The sequence below is a fragment of the Acinetobacter sp. GG2 genome (genome assembly GCF_000292385.1).
GTDB lineage: Bacteria > Pseudomonadota > Gammaproteobacteria > Pseudomonadales > Moraxellaceae > Acinetobacter > Acinetobacter seifertii.
On the sequence record NZ_ALOW01000020.1, the window covers coordinates 16,749 to 36,629 of the forward strand.

The following is a 19,881-nucleotide window of genomic DNA, read 5'->3' on the forward strand; positions in this document are numbered from 1 at the left end:
ACAATATGAGAATAAAAAAATATAACTCATGCGTTCGTTCTAATTAAATTAATGTTTATCTCAAAGTTTTTATGAAAATTCCAGCTTTTTAAGCACTAAAAAAAGCGCACATGGCGCTTTAAAAAGGTTCAATTCATCGCCTAATAGGCATATGAAGCAATCCCTGCTGCGATGGCTTTATCTTCATCATTGACCATCGTCATGCGCATAGTGCAGCCCTTACGACCTAAACGTAACACTTCCGCACGTGCAATAAAATACTTACCGCGTCCCGGAGCCAAATAATCTACCCGCATATCGACAGTTGCCAAGCGTGATACTTGCTTAATGGTTTCGGTTAAAGTTTCAGGAGTCGAACGGCGATAGAGGTGTTCCATTGCCACAATTCCACCAATACTATCGAGCAAAGTTGCAGCAACGCCGCCATGCAAAATCTGAAATGCCAGATTACCAATCAGGTTGGGTTGCATCTCGATATAGCCTTCAATGTGGCCATCTACCACACGCATAATCATTCCACTATGCTTAAAAAAAGGAGAGCTATTAAACGCCTTACATAATTGGTTGAGCACCACAGTTAGGTCAGTTTTGGCACCTAAATGGATGTTCCCAGTCCAATTTTTCTTTTCATCACTCATACATTGCCTAAATTTAAAAGCATGATAAACACCCATAATTTTGTACAAATCCAGCATTATGGGGCTACAATACAGCAGTCGGTTGACAGTAATGGAATATCCGCCAACCTATCCTAGTGTAATACCGAACATCGAGATTGTTATGACTTATACGTTCAATCGTCCTGCATTTCCAGCCACTCGCATGCGCCGTATCCGTAAAAATGACCAGTTGCGTGCGATGGTCAGCGAAACACAGCTCACTACCAATCACTTGATTTATCCAGTATTTGTATTACCGGGACAAAATCAGACCCAAGATATTCCAAGTATGCCAAACATTCAGCGTTTGTCGGCAGATTTGTTACTGAAAAAAGCTGAAAGACTTCTGGAATTGGGCGTATCAAAACTGGCTCTTTTTCCAGTTACCCCACAAGAAGATAAAAGCCTTACCGCAGAAGCTGCATGGCGTGAAGATGGTTTAGTTCAAACCACCTGCCGTTTGCTTAAAAAAGAATTACCAGAAATGGTACTAATCACTGATGGTGCCCTCGACCCATATACGACGCATGGTCAAGACGGCATTATTGATGAAACTGGCTATGTGCTAAATGACGAGACTGTAGAATGCTTGATTAAACAAGCCTTAAGTCACGCAGAAGCAGGTGCCGAAGTGATTGCTCCAAGTGACATGATGGATGGCCGTATTGGCGCAATTCGTCAAGCTTTAGAAGCCAATGGTCACATCTATACCAACATCATGGCCTACTCTGCAAAATATGCATCTAGCTTCTATGGCCCGTTCCGTGATGCTGTTGGCTCTGCATCCAACCTAAAAGGTGGTAATAAATATAACTACCAGATGGACTTTGCCAACCGTGCCGAAGCGTTACATGAAATCGCGCTTGATATTCAAGAAGGCGCCGACATGGTGATTGTAAAACCGGGCATGCCATATCTGGATGTGGTACGTGAAGTGAAAGATACCTTTGGTGTTCCAACCTTCATTTATCAAGTAAGTGGTGAATACGCCATGTTAGCGGGCGCAATTCAAAATGGCTGGTTATCAGATTCAGTGATTTTAGAATCACTCATGTGCTGCCGCCGCGCTGGTGCAGACGGGATCTGGACTTACTTTGCAGAAACCGCTGCTGAAAAACTCAAGGAAATGAACTAAGTTCGCAGAGAAAGGATAACACTGCATGCATATTGCAATTATTGGCGCGGGCATAAGTGGATTAATGTCTGCGCTGGAGTTGGTTGAACAAGGCTGTAAAGTCAGCATTTTTGATCAACAACAAGCGGGACAAGCAGCCTCTTGGGCTGGCGGAGGTATTCTTTCTCCGATGTACCCGTGGCGTTATGTGCATGCAGTGAACCAACTTGCTCAATTTGGCAAAGCCTCTTATCAAGCATGGAACCAAAAGCTCTACCCTGTTACAGGAATTGATTTTGAAATACATGACACAGGCATGCTAATTTTTGATGAAGAAGATTTTGACGTTGGGCTTTCCTACGCAGAGCAGCATCAAGAACCGATGCAACGCTGTGAATATTTACAGCGCGATGCCCTAGAAGAAGTTAATCCACATATTTCCGATCAGTTTCAAGAAGCGATTTATTTCCCTGAACTATCTAATATTCGTAACCCTCGCGTATTACAATCTCTCATTAGTTATTTAAAACAACATCCAAATGTTGAGTTTTTTGAACACGCTACTGTTAAAAAACTGATTCAACAAGGTGATGTGATACAGGTGCTCCAAACCGAAGATGGTCGCAAACATACAGCAGATCATTTTGTAATAACTTCGGGTGCTTGGAGTCATTACTGGAACTCACAATTACAACTCGAAATTCCAGTCGAACCTGTTCAAGGTCAAATGCTGTTATTTAAAACCCCTGCTCACTGGCTACCGACCATGTGCATGAATCGAGTCATGTATTTGATTCCACGTATGGACGGGCATATTGTCTGTGGGTCTAGCATGGCACATCGGGGTTTTGACACTTCTACCGACGAAAAGACTCAGCACAATATTTTAGAAGCGTGTTTAGAAATGGTGCCTGAACTGGCCGATTTCCCGATCGTACAGCGCTGGGCAGGCCTCAGACCAAGTTCACCAAATGGCGTTCCGTACATTGGCAAAATGCCTGAAATGGATAACCTCTGGGCAAACTTTGGTCATTTTAGAAACGGTCTCTGTATGGGCGCAAGCTCTGCACAATTGCTCCGTCAACTTATGCTAGGTCAACCGACATTAGTGGATGCCAAAGCATATTCTCCAGAGCGTTTGCAAAATAAAATCTTAGCCTGAGGCGAGTATATTCTCTAAAGCCATTTTTAATTGAGGATAAGCAAACTCAAATCCTTCAGCTTGTAAAGCAGCGGGTTTAACGTATTGCCCATTCAAAATCAATTGCGACTGTTCCCCTAACAAACAGCGAAAAACCGTGCTTGGTGCTGATAATATTGGTTTCTTATTTAAAACCTCTGCTGCTTGTTCAACAAATACCTTTTGAGTCACGTTTTCTGGTGCCACCACATTATGAACTTGAGCAGATTGAGGATGTTTAAATATAAACTCGATGGCGTTTAATACGTCTTCAATGTGTACCCACACCACAGGCTGACGACCATGACCAATTTGACCGACTAAATTGAGTCGAATAGGAAATAACATTTTAGGCAAAATGCTACCACCCTGCCCAAACACTACGCCTAAACGAATAATTTTAGTATTTTGCTGAGTATCTGCTAAAGCTGCTCGTTCCCATTCTTGGCAAAGCTCAGACATAAAAATATGCTGTGGCGAGCTTTGTTCGATGCACACCTCTGCCCACTTTTCTTGATCGTCTATACCGTAATAGCCAATGGCCGAGCCAGAAACAATTACTTCAGGAAAAATTTGAGATTGTTTGAGCCATGCATACAATTTTCGGGTCGTATTTACACGGCTTTCAATGAGTTGTTTTTTACGTGACTCGGTCCAGCGTTTTTCACCAATATTTGCACCTGCCAAATTCACCACATAATCAATTTGACGGGTCGTAATATCTTCAAACTTTTGTACCCACTGTAAGGCAGGATGGTCAGATTCCTTTCCAGCCTGCCGTGTTACAGCAATCACATTATAATTTTTTTGTAATAGGAACTTAATTAAGTGCGTCCCGATAAAACCACTAGCACCCGTGATTAATACATTCTTATTCATATTTCCTCCTAAGCTGAGGACAACTGTTTTATTTGATTATATAAAACTCATTTATATTTAATCGTAGCTGTTTTTGTAGTGATCTATTGCACATTCAACATTTTGTCAGCCATGCGCTGTGCCTGTTTGCCATAAAACCAGTAGGTAATTAAATAAAGCGGAATAGCCAGCATTAAAATCATAATGACCATAATACTTAAGAACTGAGGCTGCTTGAGGTAAAGCATAAAGTTTTGCAAAATCTCTGGGTCTTGTCTTGAAAATAAAAACAAACCAAATAAAACACCGCATAAGTTATAGCCCCAAAATATGAGGGTAAACCCTAAAGTAAATTTCTTTTTTTCTTGTACAGTCGGAGCACGGCGTTCTTTCTTTAAAAATCTGAATAAGACAAAAATCATTGCACCTAAATATGGAACGGCTGTTAAAATACCACCTATACTCGCTGGCAATAGTGCTGCAACAACGCCTACAATTAAGGTAAGTATGATGCATATAGCAAAAAACCAGAGAAAGTAAGAACGTAATTTGGTCATATTTTTGCCTAATTTATGGGTTCAAAAAATAATTATAAATTTTTTTCGATTTTTTTTCATTTTTCTGTCAACCAATCCGAATCTCTTGACGTTATATAGAGTAACAAGGTCGCAGCAACCGAATACTTCCTTTGCACGGCATCCGCAAAATTGTTTCGGTGACCTTTCATTACGACTCTTTCTTCCTTCAGATTAGGTTTTGTTAGCAGCCAGAACCCTTGATGAAGTCTTTGACCGACGATTCTCTCATCACTCGAATCGTCGGTTTTTATTTTCTAGCACTTTCATTTTACGCTCAACATACACAATCGTTATTTCATAGCCATGAAAGCCATGCGTATACTTTTTACACCATAAAAATATGATTTAAATAATATGAACAATATTGCCTATTTTGAAATCCAGTCTTCAAACCCTGCTCGCGATGCACAGTTTTACCAAGCTGTGTTCGGCTGGCAATTTAAATTAGATCCAAACTTACCAATTGAATACTACCGTATCGAAACCCCTTCAATTATGGGCGGCCTTTTAAAACGCCCCGCTCAAACGCCTCCTATGGAATATGGCACCAATGCATTTACCTGTTCAGTTCATGTGGAAAACTTCGATGAAGTGGCTGCAAAAATTTTAGCGCAAGGCGGTATTGTCGCAATGGATAAATTCGCTATTCCGGGCCGCGCTTGGCATGGCTATTTTGTCGATTTAGACCACAACGTTTTTGGTATTTTTCAAGCCGATGAAAATGCAGCTTAAAGATTTTATCTAACAACTCTATTTATTTTTAATGTATAGCCACCACTTTTTTATCGGTGGCTATTTCATATTAATTATTCGTCAAAGCTAAAAGTGGCTTCACATGTAATTAGGAAATTTACCGAATTGGCGATCATGCATTCATGATGTGCTTCTTCATGCAGTTTTGCAGCAAGCTCTTGGTCAGCACCTTTTTCCAAAACAATCTCTGGTCTTAAAATAATTTGGGTAAAGTGACCACGTTTAACTGGATCTGCATCCTCCATAAAGCCAAGTGCATGGTCGACATAACTCAGCACATGAATATGATTAACTGCACATAGGTGTAAATACCAAAGCTTATGACAAGCTGAAGCTGATGCAACCAATAAATCTTCTGGGTTCCATCTGGTCACATCACCTAAGTAAGCAGGGTCTGATGAACCTTGAATCGTGGCCTTTTGCGGATGTTGAATACTAAAGTCTCTTTTATATGAACGATAAGAAGAAGTGCCAGTTCCTGTATTGCCTTCCCACTGTATTTTTACTTCGTATTCATGAATGGTCATTTTGTTCTCAAAGTCCATGGTTTAAGTCGATAGTAACAAAGCAGCGTTTAAAGTGAAAAATTAATTTAAGTTTCAACTTAGGCTTAAATAACGAGCACTTTAAAATGTCTTGATAAAATCTCCTGTCAATTTATGCTAACGTATCTGTGTTTATTTTGGCTTGATGTCTGTTTCTATGTCCGTACATTTTCTACATACTTCTGACTGGCATTTGGGGCAGTTTTTTTATAATCATTCACGACACTACGAACACCAACAATTTTTAAGCTGGTTACTCACTCAAATTCAAGAAAAACAACCGCATGCCCTGCTCATCGCTGGCGATATTTTTGATGTCATTAACCCGGGTTCTCAAGCACAAAAACAACTCTATCAGTTTTTAGCAGATGCCCATCGCATTGCTCCGCACATGCAAACACTCATGATTGCAGGTAACCATGACTCAGGCTACCGTATTGAACAGGTCGAACCGCTTTTAGAAAAATACAATGCAAAAACCGTGGGCGTGGTTCGCTGGAATGAAGATAAAACTCTAGATCTCGATCGACTACTTTTACCTATTTATAATCAAAATCAGGATATTGTGGCGTGGTGCCTTGCCCTACCTTTTTTACGCTCGGCCGAAATTACGGGCTTTAATGAACATACCACCAACAGCAAAAATGCGATTGCCTATTTGCACCAGCAACTCATTGCCGAAGCCAAACGTCGTAAGACACCAGACCAAGCCCTGATTTTGATGTCGCATGCACATATGCAAGGTGGGGAAACATCCGACTCTGAACGTCCAATTATTATTGGTAATGAAGAGGCACTTTCGACGACTTTATTTGAAGATGCTGTCGACTACGTGGCTTTAGGGCACTTACATAAACCACAAAAAGTAGGTCAGCCACACATCCGTTATAGTGGTTCGCCCATTCCACTTTCTTTTAGTGAAATTAACTACAAACATCAAGTGGTAGAGGTCAAAATTGACCCAGCTCAAGAGACAGACAACCGTTTGCAATTTGAAGCTGTAGAAATTCCACGTTGCATACAATTGCACCGTATTCGTGGTGAATTAAATGAGGTACTACAACAACTCAAAGCGTTGCCTCACGGCGTGATTGAAAATATTGACCATCGTGAATATGTTGATATTGAATATTATAGTTTAACGCCACCACAGCCTAATTTACGGCAACAGTTTGAAGCAGCCCTACCGCCTGATCGCTATCGTTTAGTACGTATTTCACGTCAATATGTAAACAAAGACGCGACCGATTCAAATACCACTCAGCACATTGCACTTGAACCACCTACACCCGAAAAACTCTTTCAAAATATTTGGGAAAAACAAGGTTACAACGCCGATGATGCGGTCTTAAAAGATTTTCTGAGTCTGGTACAAGAAGCACAAAAAAATCTTGAAAATGATGCAACCCCTTAAGGATATGTCATGAAAATTTTATCCATTCGAATAAAAAATCTGGCATCTCTTTCTGATGAACACTTTATTAATTTTGAAAGCGCACCTCTAGCCCATGCAGGCCTCATTGCGATTGTGGGGAAAACGGGTGCAGGTAAGTCGACCATTTTAGATGCCATGTGCCTAGCTTTGTTTAATCGGGTTCCTCGTCTTAAAGACAGCGATGGCAAATTAAAAGATGTTGATGGTTCAGAGTTACTCACCAACTCACCTTTGACGGTCTTACGCCGTGGTACAGGACATGGTTTTGCTGAACTTTGCTTTATTGCTCAAGATCAAAAACGCTATTTGGCACGCTGGGAAATTAAACGTGCGCGTGAGAACCCAAATGGCAAATTACAAAGTGTACAGCGCCACTTAAAATGCCTGACCGATGGTGTGGTGCTTGCCGACAAAGCCAAAGCGGTTGATGAAAAAGTTAAACAAATTACCCAGCTTTCATTTGAGCAGTTTACTCGTGCTGTATTACTTGCCCAGTCAGAAGTGACCGCATTTTTAAAAGCACGAGACAGCGAACGCGGTGAATTACTTGAGTACCTAACCAACTCCAGCATTTTCGCCAAAATCGGTGAACTGGCTTTTCGTAAAACAGCAGATATTGCAAAGCAGCGTAAACAGCTTGAAGAGTTCTTAGGCCATATTGAAATTTTGTCTGATGAAGAGATTGCTGCATTTACCGAACAATATCAGCAAGCCGAAAAAAACCAACAACAGTTAGAACAACAAAAAAAAATCTTAGACAAACAACAACAATGGTTTGAACGTAAAGCAAAACTTGAGCAAGAAGTTCAGGCTAAACAGCAACAGTTTCAAACCCAGCAAAATCATCATCAACAATTGGCTAGTGAACGTGAGCAATTAAAACGACTCGAAGTTTTCTCTGAAATACGCCCACAAGTTTTTCAGCAAGCTCAAAACTTACAAACGTTACAACAACTTGAGCCACAAATTCAGCAAGCTCAAACCAAGTTTGATGAGTTGGTGCAAATTTTTGAAACGGGACAAAAACAATATCAACTTGCCGAACAAGAACTCAAACAGACGCTCGATTTTGAGCAAAAGCATCAACATGCTTTAAATCAAGTTCGACAGTCTATTCAAGAACGTGCCTTTATTGCCGATGAATATAAAAAGTGCAAAGAAAAAAGAAACGTACTTGAACAGAAACTCAGTCCAGTGCAACAACAGCAAAATATTTTGCAACAGCAGATTGTACAACTTGAGCAGAACAAAATTCATTTACAACAGCAGCTTACTCAGACTCAGCAATACGCTGTATTAGACAAAGGCCTCTCAGCACATCTACATCAGCTTGGACAATTTATTCAAAATTATGAAGCGATTGAACAACAGCTTGGCAACCCTGCCTCTGCTCGCCAAAAGCTATCGGAAGCTAAAAGTGAACTTGAACAACTGACAGCTTCACTAGGCACCGTTGAACAGATTGAGTTAAAGCTTGATCAACAGCGTAAAGACAAAGATCAGAAACTTGCTCAAATCACTCAGTTAGATCTGATTCAGCAAAAAATAAAAATTTATCATGAACTATATGCTGAGCTTCAGCAATTCACTGAAAAACAAACGCAGACCTCAGCCCAAGAGCAGCAGCTGAAAACCGTTTGCCAGTTAGCTGAGCAAGAGTACCAAACAGCAAAAACTGAACGTGAAAAGTTACAGCACGTTTTACAACAGCAGCGTTTATTACACACAGAAAATATCGAAAAGTTACGGGCCGATCTTAAAGACGGCGAAGCTTGCTTAGTGTGTGGAAGCACAGATCATCCCTATCGTGTTGATGACAGTGCAGTTTCTAAAGCTTTATTCGACTTGCAGCAACAACAAGAGCAACAGGCAGTAGCGTTAGAGCAAACTAAATTTAATACATTGCAAACTCAGCAACATGTCCTCACCCAGTGTAGTGCCGAGCTTGAACAAGTTCAGAAGTACTTAACTCAACTTACAGCCAAACAATCAAGCTTGCAGCAAGAGCTTGAGCAAACGTTTAACCTCAATCAATTACACATTGAGCTTAATCAAACTCCTGAACAAATCTTGCAAACGCTTAACGAACTCAGACAAGCCGCGCAAACTGCTATCAGTTCATTTGACTCAGAAAACGTGCGTTTAACTCAAGCCATTAAACAACACAATCAGCTCGTTCAAACGACTCAACGTAATGAAAGTTTGCTTAATACGGCACAGCAATGGCAACAACAAGTTCAGCATATTGTTGATTGTTTATCGGAAGCTGAACAACACGCATGGCAGCAGTCGAGTAGCCAAACGGCTAAGCAGACTTGGACTATTCTTGATGCACGCGCCAAGCAACTTGAACAACAAGAACAGCTTGCACAGCGTTTTGAACAACAGCAACAAGACCTTAAAATGTTAGTTGCCAATCTTGAGCAATTAACCAAGCAAATTGATGAGATCGATCAAAATCTCAAAGAGATTACGCTTAAAGGTCAACAAAATAATGAAAAAGCGGTGTCACTCATTCAGCAAATGACAGGCCGTGCTGACATTAAACCGCACGAATGGTTAATTGAGCACGACGCTAAACGTCAGCAGCAACAAACGACGTATCATGAGGCTAAACAACGTTTTGAACAAACCAGACAGCATTTTGAGCAGCAAAAACAAGCTCTCGATCAACTTAAACATCAATATCAACACACTGCACAGCATCAGCAGCAAGTTGATGAGCAAATTCAAAACTGGTTAAAGACCCGCGCTGATTTTCAGGCAACTGATCTTACGGCACTGCTAAAGATCAATTCAGCTCAAGAGCAAGATATTCGTAACCGTCTTAATCATGCCGAGCGTTTATTGAGTGAAGCCTCTTCTGCCTTAAAAACCATGCAAGAGCAATTGAACGAGCATTTACAAACTCAGCCAGATATTGAACATGAAAAGCTTGTTAGCCTTATTCAAGACAATATTGCAGAGCTTAAAGCACAACTTGAAGTACGTGATCGGCTTAAACTTAAGCTTGAAGTACATCAGCAAAATCTTGCCAAGCAGCAACAATACGCCGAGCAAATTCAGAATATTCAGCAAGAAGAACATCGCTGGAGCAAAATTTCAGGACTCATTGGCGACGCTAAAGGTAAAGAGTTCCGTGATTATGCACAGCAATATCATTTAGATATTTTAGTTGAACATGCAAACCAGCAACTGGCGATGCTATCTCAGCGCTATACGCTTAAACGCCTAGATCAGTCTTTAAGTCTTGCGATTATTGACCACGACATGGATGGGGAAACTCGCTCAGTTGCCTCTTTGTCTGGTGGTGAGTCATTCTTAACTGCGCTGGCTTTGTCTTTAGCGATCGCCAATATGGCATCAGGTTCAATGAAAATTGAATCTCTATTTATTGATGAAGGTTTTGGTACTTTGGATGCATCATCTTTGCACATGGTCATGAATGCTTTAGACCAATTACAAAATCAGGGACGTCAGGTCATTCTCATTTCACACATTCAAGAAATGCATGAGCGTATTCCTGTACAAATTCAAGTGAAACCACTCGGTGCTGGTGCAAGTACCATTGAGGTCGTGGGTTAATTATTAGGATTTCATATCTTAAATTTGATTGAATCTTATAGAACAAAGGGGCGTATTATTTACGCCCCTTTTTCTTGTATGGTCTTTTGCTAATTTTTTTTATTTTAAAACATCAAAAAATTAATTCACGCAGAGTACAACAATTGCGAAACCAATACAGTACAGGCCAAACAAATGCCAACGGCCATGTTCTAACCATGAAGACAACCATTTTAGCGCCAAAAGACCAGCACCAAAGCTAAAGCACATACCCAACAAGCTTGGAACCATCGAATGAAACACTTGTCCATGAGCTACAGTTTGTAAGCCTTGAGCGTGAACTAAACGATATAATTCTTTTAAAATCACTGCTGGTGTTAAAACGACAGCCAGCGCAAAACTGAACTCTTCAGCCTTTTGGCGAGATACACCTAAAAATAGCCCTGTAGAAATTGTTGCACCTGAACGTGAAAAGCCACGGAAAGGTAAACATAACGCCTGCACTGCCCCAATAATAGAAGCACTACGCAAACTAATTTCACCTTGCTGTCCGCGATCTAAACGCGAAGATAAAATAATCAGTACACCTGCCGAAATCAGCGCAGCTGCCATGAGTTTAGAGTTACTAAACAAATGTTCAATTTCGAAGCTGCTCGCGCCGCCGAAGAACACATGTTTAATCATAGATTGGAGCGCTAAACCGAGTACGCCTGTAATGAGCGTTGCCAAAATAATATAGAAGGCTTGTTTTTTAAAACTTTCCCAAGAAGAAAAATAGGTCTTACGCCAAGATTTCCAAAAGTAAACAATCACTGCAAACATTGTACCTGTATGCAACATCACAAGTAAGAAGGTCATGTCAGGTGCAGATGGATCATACCCCATTAACTTTTCAGCTAAAATAACGTGTGCGGAACTAGAAACCGGCAATAATTCAGCAAAGCCCTGAATAATTGCCAGAATGAAAACATGCAACAAATCCATACATTACACACTCAAATATAAAATATTTGGGTTATAAGCGAGGAAAATTAAATTTAAATTAATTGATTACAGTTCCACCACAAAATATTTAGCTAAACCGTAAAAGTTATTTTTTCTCAATCGGGTCACGCTTACCAAACAACGCCGTTCCTACACGGACCATGGTTGAACCTGCTGCAATTGCAGCATCTAAATCGCCTGACATTCCCATGCTTAATGTATCCCAGTCTTGCACATGTGCATGTTGCCCTTTCACCTCATCAAATAGTTTTTTAGCGTCTGCAAAAGCAGCAGTATTGTCAGGTGCCGGAATCACCATTAAGCCACGCAGCTTGATTTTCGGCAGTTGACTTATTTGAGCAACCAATTCAGAAACTTCTTCTGGTGCACAGCCATCTTTACTGTCTTGTCTATCAATATTCACTTGCAAACAAATATTAAGTGGAGCTTGGTCATCACCACGTTGGTTAGATAATCGCTCTGCAATAATCAAACGGTCTACACCATGTACCCAATCAAACTTTTCAGCCAAATGCTTAGTTTTGTTGCGTTGAACATGTCCAATAAAATGCCATTCAATGTCTAAGTCATGCAGAGCTTCAATTTTGTCCAAAGCTTCTTGTAAATAGTTTTCGCCGAATGCCCTTTGCCCTGCTGCATACATTTCACGCAATCTTTCACTTGGATGTGTTTTTGATACGGCTAAAAGTTGCACAGTTTCAGTCGCACGCTGAGCATGCTCACAAGCAGTTTTAATTTGCTGTAATACGTGCTGTCGCGCATCTTGCAGGTAATTCATTGACAAGGTTCTCATTTTCAAAAAACTTTTTTGCTTTTCACCTAAAGCGAGGTGTTGGTAAGCCTCGGTGAAAGCCGTATATTATTCTACAAAATAATGACATATTTTGATTTACTTGGGGAAATTATGGATATTACAGAGCTACTCGCCTTCTCTGTGAAAAATGGCGCTTCCGATTTACATTTATCTGCTGGCATGCCACCAATGATTCGTGTCGATGGTGAAGTTCGCCGTATTAACTTACCAGCCTTAGAACATAAAGATGTACATCGCCTTGTTTATGACATCATGAACGATAAACAGCGCCGTGACTATGAAGAAAAACTCGAAACAGACTTTTCTTTTGAAGTACCGAATGTTGCACGCTTCCGTGTGAACGCATTTAACCAAAACCGTGGTGCTGGCGCAGTATTTCGTACCATTCCATCTAAAGTACTCACCATGGAAGATTTAGGCTTAGGTCAAATCTTTAAAGACATTTGTGACTATCCTCGCGGGATTGTCCTAGTTACAGGTCCAACAGGTTCGGGTAAATCAACCACGCTTGCAGCGATGATGGACTACATTAATGAAAACCGTTATGACCATATTTTAACGGTTGAAGACCCTATCGAATTTGTACACCAGTCAAAAAAATGCCTCATTAACCAACGTGAAGTCCATCGTGATACACATGGCTTTAATGAAGCACTTCGCTCAGCACTGCGTGAAGACCCTGATATTATTTTGGTCGGTGAGATGCGTGACCTTGAAACGATTCGTTTGGCCCTTACAGCTGCCGAAACAGGTCACTTGGTATTTGGTACGCTTCATACCACATCAGCTGCTAAAACCATTGACCGTGTAATTGACGTATTCCCTGCCGAAGAAAAAGACATGGTACGTGCCATGCTGTCTGAATCTTTGCAAGCTGTTATTTCACAAACTCTGCTTAAAAAGAACGGTGGCGGTCGTGTGGCAGCACATGAAATCATGATTGGTATTCCTGCCATTCGTAACTTAATCCGTGAAAATAAAGTCGCACAAATGTATTCAGCTATTCAAACTGGTGCTAACTATGGCATGACAACGCTTGACCAAAGCTTAAAAGGTTTAGTGTCACGTGGCGTAATTAGCCCACAAACTGCACGTACTGCGGCTAAACAACCTGAATCATTCCTATAAAAATAACAAAATAGCGAGAGTACAATTATGGATTTTAATGACTTGCTCAACCTGATGGTTGAAAAAAAATCATCGGATCTTTTTATTACAGATGGCGTTGCACCATCTATGAAAATTAATGGTCAAATTGTTCCCATTTCAAAGAATAGCCTTTCTGGCGAAGTGATTGGGCAGCTCTTACATTCGATTATGAGTGAGAAGCAGCGTAAAGAATTTACGGACACTCGTGAATGTAACTTTGCCATTATGAATCGTGACAAAACGGCACGTTTTCGTGTGAGTGCTTTTCAGCAACGTGACATGCCAGGCATGGTTCTACGTCGAATTGAAACTAAAATTCCTTCGATTGATGACTTACAGTTACCCTCTGTGCTTAAAGATTTATCAATGACCAAACGCGGTATTATTATTTTTGTAGGCGCAACAGGTACTGGTAAATCGACTTCGTTGGCTTCAATGATCAGCCATCGTAACCATAACTCTAAAGGTCATATCATTACTATTGAAGACCCGATTGAGTTTATTCACGAACATGCGGGCTGTATTATTACTCAGCGTGAGGTCGGTATTGATACTGACTCGTTTGAAATTGCTTTGAAAAATACTTTAAGACAAGCACCCGATGTCATCTTAATTGGTGAGATCCGCTCTCGTGAAGTCATGGACTACGCAATTGGCTTTGCTGAAACAGGTCACCTTGTATTAGCGACCATGCACGCTAACAACGCCAACCAAGCACTCGACCGTATTATTCACTTCTTTGAAAGTGACCGTCATAGCCAGCTCTACATGGACTTATCACTTAATTTAAAAGCTATGATTGCGCAGCAGCTTATTCCAACGCCAGATGGAAATTCACGCCGTGCGGCGATTGAGATTTTAATTAACTCACCATTAATTTCAGACTACATCCGTAAAGGTGAAATTCATGAAATTAAGGATTTAATGAAACGCTCACGTGAACTCGGTATGCAAACCTTTGATCAGGCTTTATTTGACTTATATAAAACAGGTCAAATTACTTATAAAGATGCGCTTAAACATGCCGACTCACCAAACGATTTACGTTTGACGATTAAGCTTGCAAATGAAGGTCCAGATCAAATTGCAGAAGAAAAACAGCATTTGACTTTTGACCGCCAGTAATTTCTTCATAAAAAAAGGAAGGTTAAACGTAACCTTCCTTTTTTATTTGTTTTCTTTATGTGAAAACGATTATTTCTTGCGCAATGCATCCTGACATTCAGGTTCATTACAGTAACCATAGAGATTTAATGAGTGACCTGTTAAGGTAAACCCATGTTGGTCTGCTACAGCATGCTGTTCTTTCTCGATAACATCATTAGTAAATTCAATAACTTTGTTACAGTTTTGGCAAACTAAGTGATCGTGGTGATCTTCTTGCATAATTTCGAAAACAGAATGGTTATTTTCAAAATGATGACGTTGAATAATGCCCGCAGCTTCAAATTGTGTTAACACACGGTAAACTGTCGCAAGGCCGACATCTTCCCCTTGCTCTAACAAAGTCTTGTAAATATCTTCAGCGCTAAGATGATGTTGTTTTGAATTTTCTAATAATTCCAAAATCTTAATTCGTGGAAGGGTAACTTTAAGTCCAGCTTTGCGCAAATCTTGATTGGAAATAGGCATGAAAAAAGGTCTCTCAACAAATCTCAAGTTGGAATAGGCAATAGAATTTAGATGAAGTATGATCTATCCTTTGATCAAATGCATCATAATTTATTGGGATAGTGTAGCAAAATGCAAAAACTCGTGCTGACGTTATTCGTCACTTCACTCCTAGCTGGTTGTTCAATCTTTGGTGTATATAAGGTTGATATTCCTCAGGGGACTCCATTGACTAAAGCTCAAGCCTCTCAAGTACAAGTCGGCATGAATTTCCAGCAAGTGCGCTTTTTGCTTGGTAGCCCAACAGTGACTGATCCTCTCAATCCACAACGTTGGGACTATATCTACAACTATATCCCGGGAACATATGCTAAAAAAGCGAAAATCCCCGCAGCACATGGTCAGCATTTAAAAATTTACTTTGATAGTACTGGAACTGTAACTAAAATTGAAGGTTTAGAGACTATTCCAGAATCGCAACCAGGTTTACCAGCTTCTAAAGAAGCGATTTTAACTGCCCCGCCACTATAATCGTTTTTTCTAATAAAAAGAAACCCCTCAAGTGAAAAAACTTGAGGGGTTTTGCTTATTGAGCTGATTGCTTAAAGCGATTACTTTTAATGTAGCGGCCTACAGGGTTCTTCGCTGCACGATTACGGCGGATGTCTTTTGGATTAATTGTTAAAGGTCTATAAACCTCAACTCGATCACCCGCATGTAATGCTGTATCCGCTTCTACTTTTACTCCAAAAACACCGAGCTGAAGAGGTTCTGGCAATTCAACTTGATTTAACAAACCACTTGCTTGTACTGCCTGCAAAGCACTCATGCCCTCTACAAATGGAATAGAAATGAGAAACTGTTGTTCTGGTGCGGCAAAAGCCACCCAAACTTGCTGAGTGCGTTCCATTAAATACTTTGTCCAATTACGGCAACCATTGCCAGAACAATTGAAAGTGGCAAAACAATTCGTACAGCAATACGCCATAAATTATAGAAAAGCTCGTTGCTGAAATTCATTGATTTACGCAAATGGCTAATTTTCATAATCCAGCCAGCAAAAATGGCATAGATCAAACTAATGAGTAAGCCCCAAAGCATAAGAATTAGCGTAAATAAGTGATGAAGTTCAGGCACTGCCCAAACAGCAATTGCGACAACAATAATTACCCATTGTAAAACAATCATGAGCTGACGCTGAGCTAATTGTTCGCGCGCCAATTGCACAAATAGCGCAGATGTCATCACACCTGTAAATATCCACGTCAAAACAGGTAATTGAGCTTGAAGCGAGAAGAAACCAAAAGCAATTACAGCAATGAGCTGGGCCAACCAAATTGGCAGCACAGTTTTAGTTGCACCGTCTTCTGCTTTAACTGTACCCACTGTATTTTGCCAGTAAAGTCCTAAACCCAAACCGCTCGCTACAAGAGCAAGTACAGTTGCATTACCCCACTCTTTGAACTCAACATTGGTCCAATGCCAAGGTTGTAAAGTCGTTCCCATCATGTTTGCCAACACAATAGAAGCAATTACTCCAACAGTCATTAATAAAATAAGAATTTGACGTGGAATAAAAGATAGTACTAAGGCAGCAACAGCAAGGCCTGCAAAAATAATTTGCCCAGAAATACTTGGAGCAAATTGTGCAACTAATATATTGCTTGCAGTGCTCAAAACATTACCAGCTAAGAAAGGAATAAAAACAACAGCAAGCCAGCCAACCACACGCCATTTAGATGAACTATCTGCTTCACGAGTTAGACTCGATAGCGCATTTAAAGCGGTCGTTTTAGATCGTTTTGCTAAAGCAATTTCCAAATAACAAACTGGTAATGCCAATAACAACATTGTACCAAACCACAATAACCAGAAATCGAGCTGACGATCAATCTGGATGCCCATAGTTGGGGCCAAAGTAGCCATGATGACAAAAGATAAGCAAAACGCCATAAGAGGCGATAACCAACGTGACATAGGTATGTCCTGCATTATGCATTCCTTGAAAAAGTCTATAGATATTTTGCCCGTCTCATGCATGAAAATCAAAGTTTGCGCCATAAAAAAAGCAAACCACCGAAACGATAGTTTGCCGCGCTAACGATAATTTAGAGTTTTTCTAGTTAAAGTTATGAGAAAAAACGAGCGAACCAGTTTTTTCCTTTCTTCTTTTCCTTTTCTCTAATGATTCCCATCATATTTTCTTTTACTGCTCCTACATAATCGGCATCATCATGTTGAATATGATTAATGAGCCATTTAGCCAAAATTTCTTGTAATTCAGCTTCAATGGTATGACCCATTTCAAAACGTTCACGATATAGCTCAATTTTTTTAATAAATAAGTCATGTACACGTTTATGAGGTACTCTATATTTATAATCGGCTTCTTCTTGTAAACTTTCTTCAAAAGTAAAATGAGACTGCGTATAATCGATAATATTATCTAAAACATCTTTAATACGACGTCTATCTTCATCATCTTTTACATCATCAATCTGATTAATATAATCAAGTATTCGTTTATGTTGCTCATCAATAACTTCAATACCGGTATTATATTCTAAAGCCCATTTCATTTTCATACACCACCCCCAATGATGTTCAATGACTGTTGCATAAATCGCATTTTATAGTTAAAGGGGATAAATAAAAACAAACCTATTTTGTCGGCTTTATATAATAAAAATGAATTAAACCCCAAAGTATTGATTTACATAAAATTAATTAATATTAACCAACTAAAACGATAAAGTATTTTTTAAACAAAATACTTTATCGCTAAGTAAATAAAAATATATGTTTTTAAAAGAATTATATTTATTTTAGTTAAAATTAATATTGATCTGCACGAGTAATACGTTTAAGTTCCGGATTTTTCTCTTCACGTATTAATCTTTCAACATGTGTTATTGCTTTTTTTATAGGCATTCCATTTTGGAATAAAATCATTTCACCCGGTTGATAAGCTGTCCAGTTTTCATTATGGGTTAAAGGCTCAGTGGTAATGACTGCCACTCGGTCTTCTGGTGTAGTCACTTGACTAAAATCAACTTCAACATCTAAATCAATTAAATGTGCATTGTTAAATGGATATTCTCGGACTAACCAATGCAATTTAGTAATTGCATAACTAAATAAAGCTTTACCATTAGATAAACAGAAATTAAAGGTGCCATATTCTGCAATTTGCGGAGAAATCTTTTCTAATACTTCAAATATTTGCTCAAGACTTGGCTCTTCATAACCAAATACTTCTACCAGTTGATCTAATAAATAACAAAATGCTCTTTCACTATCTGTATTACCTACAGGTGTAAAACGTCCACTCAAAGGTGGATCAAAATCATGTAAATCACCATTATGAGCAAAAATCCAATGACGTCCCCATAATTCCCGAATAAATGGATGCGAGTTTTCCAGTGTAATTTTACCTTGGGTCGCCTTACGAATATGCGCAATCACATTGCGTGATTTGATGGGATAATTACGAATAAGGTCGGCAATTGGCGATTCAACCGCAGACTGGTTATCTACAAATAAACGGCATGCCTTGTCTTCAAAAAAAGCGATACCAAAGCCATCACTATGGTCAGAGGTAATTCCTGCGCGCTGTGAAAAACCACGGAAAGAAAAAGTGATATCCGTTGGTGTTGCACAATTCATTCCTAATAGCTGGCACATATTGTTCTAAACTTTTCGCTTCATTACCCCATACGCACTATTGTGCATGAGAGTAAAATAGCTTGTAAATCCCAATATGCGCTCGCTATTACAAAATATAAGATATCTTTATCGTTGAGCCATTTTGTTCATTACAAATGAAGTAGCAATTTTATTCACTTCTAAGAATACAAAGTAATCCAGACAATTAAATTTATCATCGAAAAAAGCTTCTTTAGACAGTTTAGATTGCATACTCAAATACATTTGGAACAGTTTTGGCATGCGCTCATCTTGAGGAAAACTAAACTCTGGATATTCAGGTTCATAAATCTTTTTAGAACGAATATCGATAGTTTTAGCATCTGGTAATTGCTGAATCTGGCGGTGCGTATAGTAAGCTCTAGCCAAATTATCCTGAAGGTGAATACTCACACAGCCCATCAAGTATTTAGCACGCATTGACCACAACACTTTAGGTGCAAGGTTCATCCAAAGCGTAGAAAGTGCCTTACCATTACGAAAGCGCGGATGCACACAGGTACGCCCTATTTCCAATACGTTTGGTAAGTGTGATAACTGAGGAACAATATCAAACTCATGGGCACTATAGCTTTGTCCAATTTCATGGCCTTGGAAGAGTTTAAGTCGTGTATAAGCCACAATCTCTCCCGTCCATTTCTCCCGTAATACTGCATGCTCACAACTAAAATCGTAAATATCTTGATCTAAATTATCTTCAAAATGAATGCCAAATTGTTTACTAAACTGTTGTGCACGGAACCGTTGTACATCTTGTAATTCTTTTAAATTATCAACCCATTCAAAGCGAAATTGTGTTTGATTAGTAGTCTTATGACGATTTAGAGGTAAAGTCCAGGTTTGGCGATATTGATTAAATTTTTCCAGCATAATGAACGCTCCTAGTGACACCCCTTACACTAGTCAAAGCT

20 protein-coding genes are annotated in these 19,881 nt (G+C 39.6%); 8 read left to right on the plus strand and 12 right to left on the minus strand.

Annotated elements, in window-relative coordinates; all coding sequences use genetic code 11:
* Positions 1 to 140 precede the first annotated feature (140 nt).
* Positions 141 to 638, minus strand: coding sequence for a thioesterase family protein (locus B554_RS0102165; RefSeq protein WP_004703260.1), 498 nt, complete (start codon positions 636 to 638; stop codon positions 141 to 143).
* Between the two features lie 142 nt (positions 639 to 780).
* Between B554_RS0102165 and hemB the strand changes: the two genes are divergently transcribed.
* A complete protein-coding gene (hemB, locus tag B554_RS0102170; protein WP_004748084.1) occupies positions 781 to 1,794 on the plus strand; it encodes a porphobilinogen synthase in 1,014 nt (337 codons plus the stop codon).
* Positions 1,795 to 1,819: 25 nt separating this feature from the next.
* Positions 1,820 to 2,935: an NAD(P)/FAD-dependent oxidoreductase gene (locus tag B554_RS0102175; protein ID WP_019456814.1), complete on the plus strand. Its 1,116-nt coding sequence runs from the start codon at positions 1,820 to 1,822 to the stop codon at positions 2,933 to 2,935.
* On the opposite strand, the gene B554_RS0102180 is transcribed toward B554_RS0102175, so the two are convergent.
* Together B554_RS0102180 and B554_RS0102185 are read right to left on the minus strand one after the other, a co-directional pair.
* A complete protein-coding gene (locus B554_RS0102180; RefSeq protein WP_019456815.1) occupies positions 2,927 to 3,832 on the minus strand; it encodes a TIGR01777 family oxidoreductase in 906 nt (301 codons plus the stop codon). The genes B554_RS0102175 and B554_RS0102180 overlap by 9 nt on opposite strands.
* A gap of 83 nt (positions 3,833 to 3,915) precedes the next feature.
* Positions 3,916 to 4,368: an ABZJ_00895 family protein gene (locus tag B554_RS0102185; RefSeq protein ID WP_019456816.1), complete on the minus strand. Its 453-nt coding sequence runs from the start codon at positions 4,366 to 4,368 to the stop codon at positions 3,916 to 3,918.
* Positions 4,369 to 4,743: 375 nt separating this feature from the next.
* On the opposite strand from B554_RS0102185, the gene B554_RS0102190 reads away from it, so the two are divergent.
* Positions 4,744 to 5,121, plus strand: coding sequence for a VOC family protein (locus tag B554_RS0102190; protein ID WP_019456817.1), 378 nt, complete (start codon positions 4,744 to 4,746; stop codon positions 5,119 to 5,121).
* Between the two features lie 74 nt (positions 5,122 to 5,195).
* Here the strand turns inward: B554_RS0102190 and B554_RS0102195 are convergent, their stop codons facing one another.
* Positions 5,196 to 5,669, minus strand: coding sequence for an OsmC family protein (locus B554_RS0102195; protein WP_019456818.1), 474 nt, complete (start codon positions 5,667 to 5,669; stop codon positions 5,196 to 5,198).
* A gap of 163 nt (positions 5,670 to 5,832) precedes the next feature.
* Here B554_RS0102195 and B554_RS0102200 point away from each other — a divergent pair, with 163 nt between their 5' ends.
* Both B554_RS0102200 and B554_RS0102205 read left to right on the plus strand, forming a co-directional pair.
* On the plus strand, positions 5,833 to 7,101 hold the full coding sequence (locus tag B554_RS0102200; protein WP_031944918.1) for an exonuclease SbcCD subunit D: 1,269 nt from the start codon (positions 5,833 to 5,835) through the stop codon (positions 7,099 to 7,101).
* Between the two features lie 9 nt (positions 7,102 to 7,110).
* A complete protein-coding gene (locus tag B554_RS0102205; protein ID WP_019456820.1) occupies positions 7,111 to 10,707 on the plus strand; it encodes an SbcC/MukB-like Walker B domain-containing protein in 3,597 nt (1,198 codons plus the stop codon).
* Positions 10,708 to 10,827: 120 nt separating this feature from the next.
* Here B554_RS0102205 and B554_RS0102210 read toward each other — a convergent pair whose 3' ends face one another.
* Both B554_RS0102210 and B554_RS0102215 read right to left on the minus strand, forming a co-directional pair.
* A complete protein-coding gene (locus tag B554_RS0102210; protein ID WP_019456821.1) occupies positions 10,828 to 11,670 on the minus strand; it encodes an undecaprenyl-diphosphate phosphatase in 843 nt (280 codons plus the stop codon).
* Positions 11,671 to 11,776: 106 nt separating this feature from the next.
* Positions 11,777 to 12,469: a YggS family pyridoxal phosphate-dependent enzyme gene (locus B554_RS0102215; RefSeq protein ID WP_019456822.1), complete on the minus strand. Its 693-nt coding sequence runs from the start codon at positions 12,467 to 12,469 to the stop codon at positions 11,777 to 11,779.
* Between the two features lie 126 nt (positions 12,470 to 12,595).
* Here B554_RS0102215 and B554_RS0102220 point away from each other — a divergent pair, with 126 nt between their 5' ends.
* Positions 12,596 to 13,633, plus strand: a complete 1,038-nt coding sequence (locus tag B554_RS0102220; protein WP_019456823.1) for a type IV pilus twitching motility protein PilT — start codon at positions 12,596 to 12,598, stop codon at positions 13,631 to 13,633.
* A gap of 27 nt (positions 13,634 to 13,660) precedes the next feature.
* Positions 13,661 to 14,779 (plus strand): PilT/PilU family type 4a pilus ATPase, encoded by a 1,119-nt coding sequence (locus B554_RS0102225; protein ID WP_019456824.1) that lies wholly within the window; start codon positions 13,661 to 13,663, stop codon positions 14,777 to 14,779.
* A 69-nt stretch (positions 14,780 to 14,848) separates the two neighbouring features.
* Here B554_RS0102225 and fur read toward each other — a convergent pair whose 3' ends face one another.
* On the minus strand, positions 14,849 to 15,286 hold the full coding sequence (fur, locus tag B554_RS0102230; RefSeq protein ID WP_004703287.1) for a ferric iron uptake transcriptional regulator: 438 nt from the start codon (positions 15,284 to 15,286) through the stop codon (positions 14,849 to 14,851).
* Between the two features lie 111 nt (positions 15,287 to 15,397).
* On the opposite strand from fur, the gene B554_RS0102235 reads away from it, so the two are divergent.
* Positions 15,398 to 15,796 (plus strand): outer membrane protein assembly factor BamE, encoded by a 399-nt coding sequence (locus B554_RS0102235; RefSeq protein WP_004703289.1) that lies wholly within the window; start codon positions 15,398 to 15,400, stop codon positions 15,794 to 15,796.
* 55 nt (positions 15,797 to 15,851) lie between these two features.
* On the opposite strand, the gene B554_RS0102240 is transcribed toward B554_RS0102235, so the two are convergent.
* The 5 genes from B554_RS0102240 to B554_RS0102260 form a co-directional block, all read right to left on the minus strand.
* Entirely contained in the window at positions 15,852 to 16,175 is a 324-nt protein-coding gene (locus B554_RS0102240; protein ID WP_019456825.1) for an RnfH family protein, read from the minus strand.
* Entirely contained in the window at positions 16,175 to 17,242 is a 1,068-nt protein-coding gene (locus B554_RS0102245; RefSeq protein WP_019456826.1) for a membrane protein, read from the minus strand. Before B554_RS0102245 ends, B554_RS0102240 begins: the two co-directional genes overlap by 1 nt.
* 152 nt (positions 17,243 to 17,394) lie before the next feature.
* Complete coding sequence (locus B554_RS0102250) at positions 17,395 to 17,850, minus strand: bacteriohemerythrin (RefSeq protein WP_004703295.1); 456 nt, start codon at positions 17,848 to 17,850, stop codon at positions 17,395 to 17,397.
* 250 nt (positions 17,851 to 18,100) lie between these two features.
* Positions 18,101 to 18,949 carry a class II glutamine amidotransferase gene (locus B554_RS0102255; protein WP_019456827.1) on the minus strand — a complete coding sequence of 283 codons (849 nt, stop codon included), beginning with the start codon at positions 18,947 to 18,949 and terminating at the stop codon, positions 18,101 to 18,103.
* Between the two features lie 108 nt (positions 18,950 to 19,057).
* Positions 19,058 to 19,840 carry a GNAT family N-acetyltransferase gene (locus B554_RS0102260; protein WP_004703299.1) on the minus strand — a complete coding sequence of 261 codons (783 nt, stop codon included), beginning with the start codon at positions 19,838 to 19,840 and terminating at the stop codon, positions 19,058 to 19,060.
* Positions 19,841 to 19,881: the final 41 nt, after the last annotated feature.

Excerpts from the sequence above, each read along its gene's own strand:
- B554_RS0102165 (WP_004703260.1), bottom strand. The coding sequence starts at position 638 with ATGAGTGATGAAAAGAAAAATTGGACTGGGAACATCCATTTAGGTGCC.
- hemB (WP_004748084.1), top strand. The coding sequence starts at position 781 with ATGACTTATACGTTCAATCGTCCTGCATTTCCAGCCACTCGCATGCGC.
- B554_RS0102175 (WP_019456814.1), top strand. The coding sequence starts at position 1,820 with ATGCATATTGCAATTATTGGCGCGGGCATAAGTGGATTAATGTCTGCG.
- B554_RS0102180 (WP_019456815.1), bottom strand. The coding sequence starts at position 3,832 with ATGAATAAGAATGTATTAATCACGGGTGCTAGTGGTTTTATCGGGACG.
- B554_RS0102185 (WP_019456816.1), bottom strand. The coding sequence starts at position 4,368 with ATGACCAAATTACGTTCTTACTTTCTCTGGTTTTTTGCTATATGCATC.
- B554_RS0102190 (WP_019456817.1), top strand. The coding sequence starts at position 4,744 with ATGAACAATATTGCCTATTTTGAAATCCAGTCTTCAAACCCTGCTCGC.
- B554_RS0102195 (WP_019456818.1), bottom strand. The coding sequence starts at position 5,669 with ATGACCATTCATGAATACGAAGTAAAAATACAGTGGGAAGGCAATACA.
- B554_RS0102200 (WP_031944918.1), top strand. The coding sequence starts at position 5,833 with ATGTCTGTTTCTATGTCCGTACATTTTCTACATACTTCTGACTGGCAT.
- B554_RS0102205 (WP_019456820.1), top strand. The coding sequence starts at position 7,111 with ATGAAAATTTTATCCATTCGAATAAAAAATCTGGCATCTCTTTCTGAT.
- B554_RS0102210 (WP_019456821.1), bottom strand. The coding sequence starts at position 11,670 with ATGGATTTGTTGCATGTTTTCATTCTGGCAATTATTCAGGGCTTTGCT.
- B554_RS0102215 (WP_019456822.1), bottom strand. The coding sequence starts at position 12,469 with ATGAATTACCTGCAAGATGCGCGACAGCACGTATTACAGCAAATTAAA.
- B554_RS0102220 (WP_019456823.1), top strand. The coding sequence starts at position 12,596 with ATGGATATTACAGAGCTACTCGCCTTCTCTGTGAAAAATGGCGCTTCC.
- B554_RS0102225 (WP_019456824.1), top strand. The coding sequence starts at position 13,661 with ATGGATTTTAATGACTTGCTCAACCTGATGGTTGAAAAAAAATCATCG.
- fur (WP_004703287.1), bottom strand. The coding sequence starts at position 15,286 with ATGCCTATTTCCAATCAAGATTTGCGCAAAGCTGGACTTAAAGTTACC.
- B554_RS0102235 (WP_004703289.1), top strand. The coding sequence starts at position 15,398 with ATGCAAAAACTCGTGCTGACGTTATTCGTCACTTCACTCCTAGCTGGT.
- B554_RS0102240 (WP_019456825.1), bottom strand. The coding sequence starts at position 16,175 with ATGGAACGCACTCAGCAAGTTTGGGTGGCTTTTGCCGCACCAGAACAA.
- B554_RS0102245 (WP_019456826.1), bottom strand. The coding sequence starts at position 17,242 with ATGTCACGTTGGTTATCGCCTCTTATGGCGTTTTGCTTATCTTTTGTC.
- B554_RS0102250 (WP_004703295.1), bottom strand. The coding sequence starts at position 17,850 with ATGAAAATGAAATGGGCTTTAGAATATAATACCGGTATTGAAGTTATT.
- B554_RS0102255 (WP_019456827.1), bottom strand. The coding sequence starts at position 18,949 with ATGTGCCAGCTATTAGGAATGAATTGTGCAACACCAACGGATATCACT.
- B554_RS0102260 (WP_004703299.1), bottom strand. The coding sequence starts at position 19,840 with ATGCTGGAAAAATTTAATCAATATCGCCAAACCTGGACTTTACCTCTA.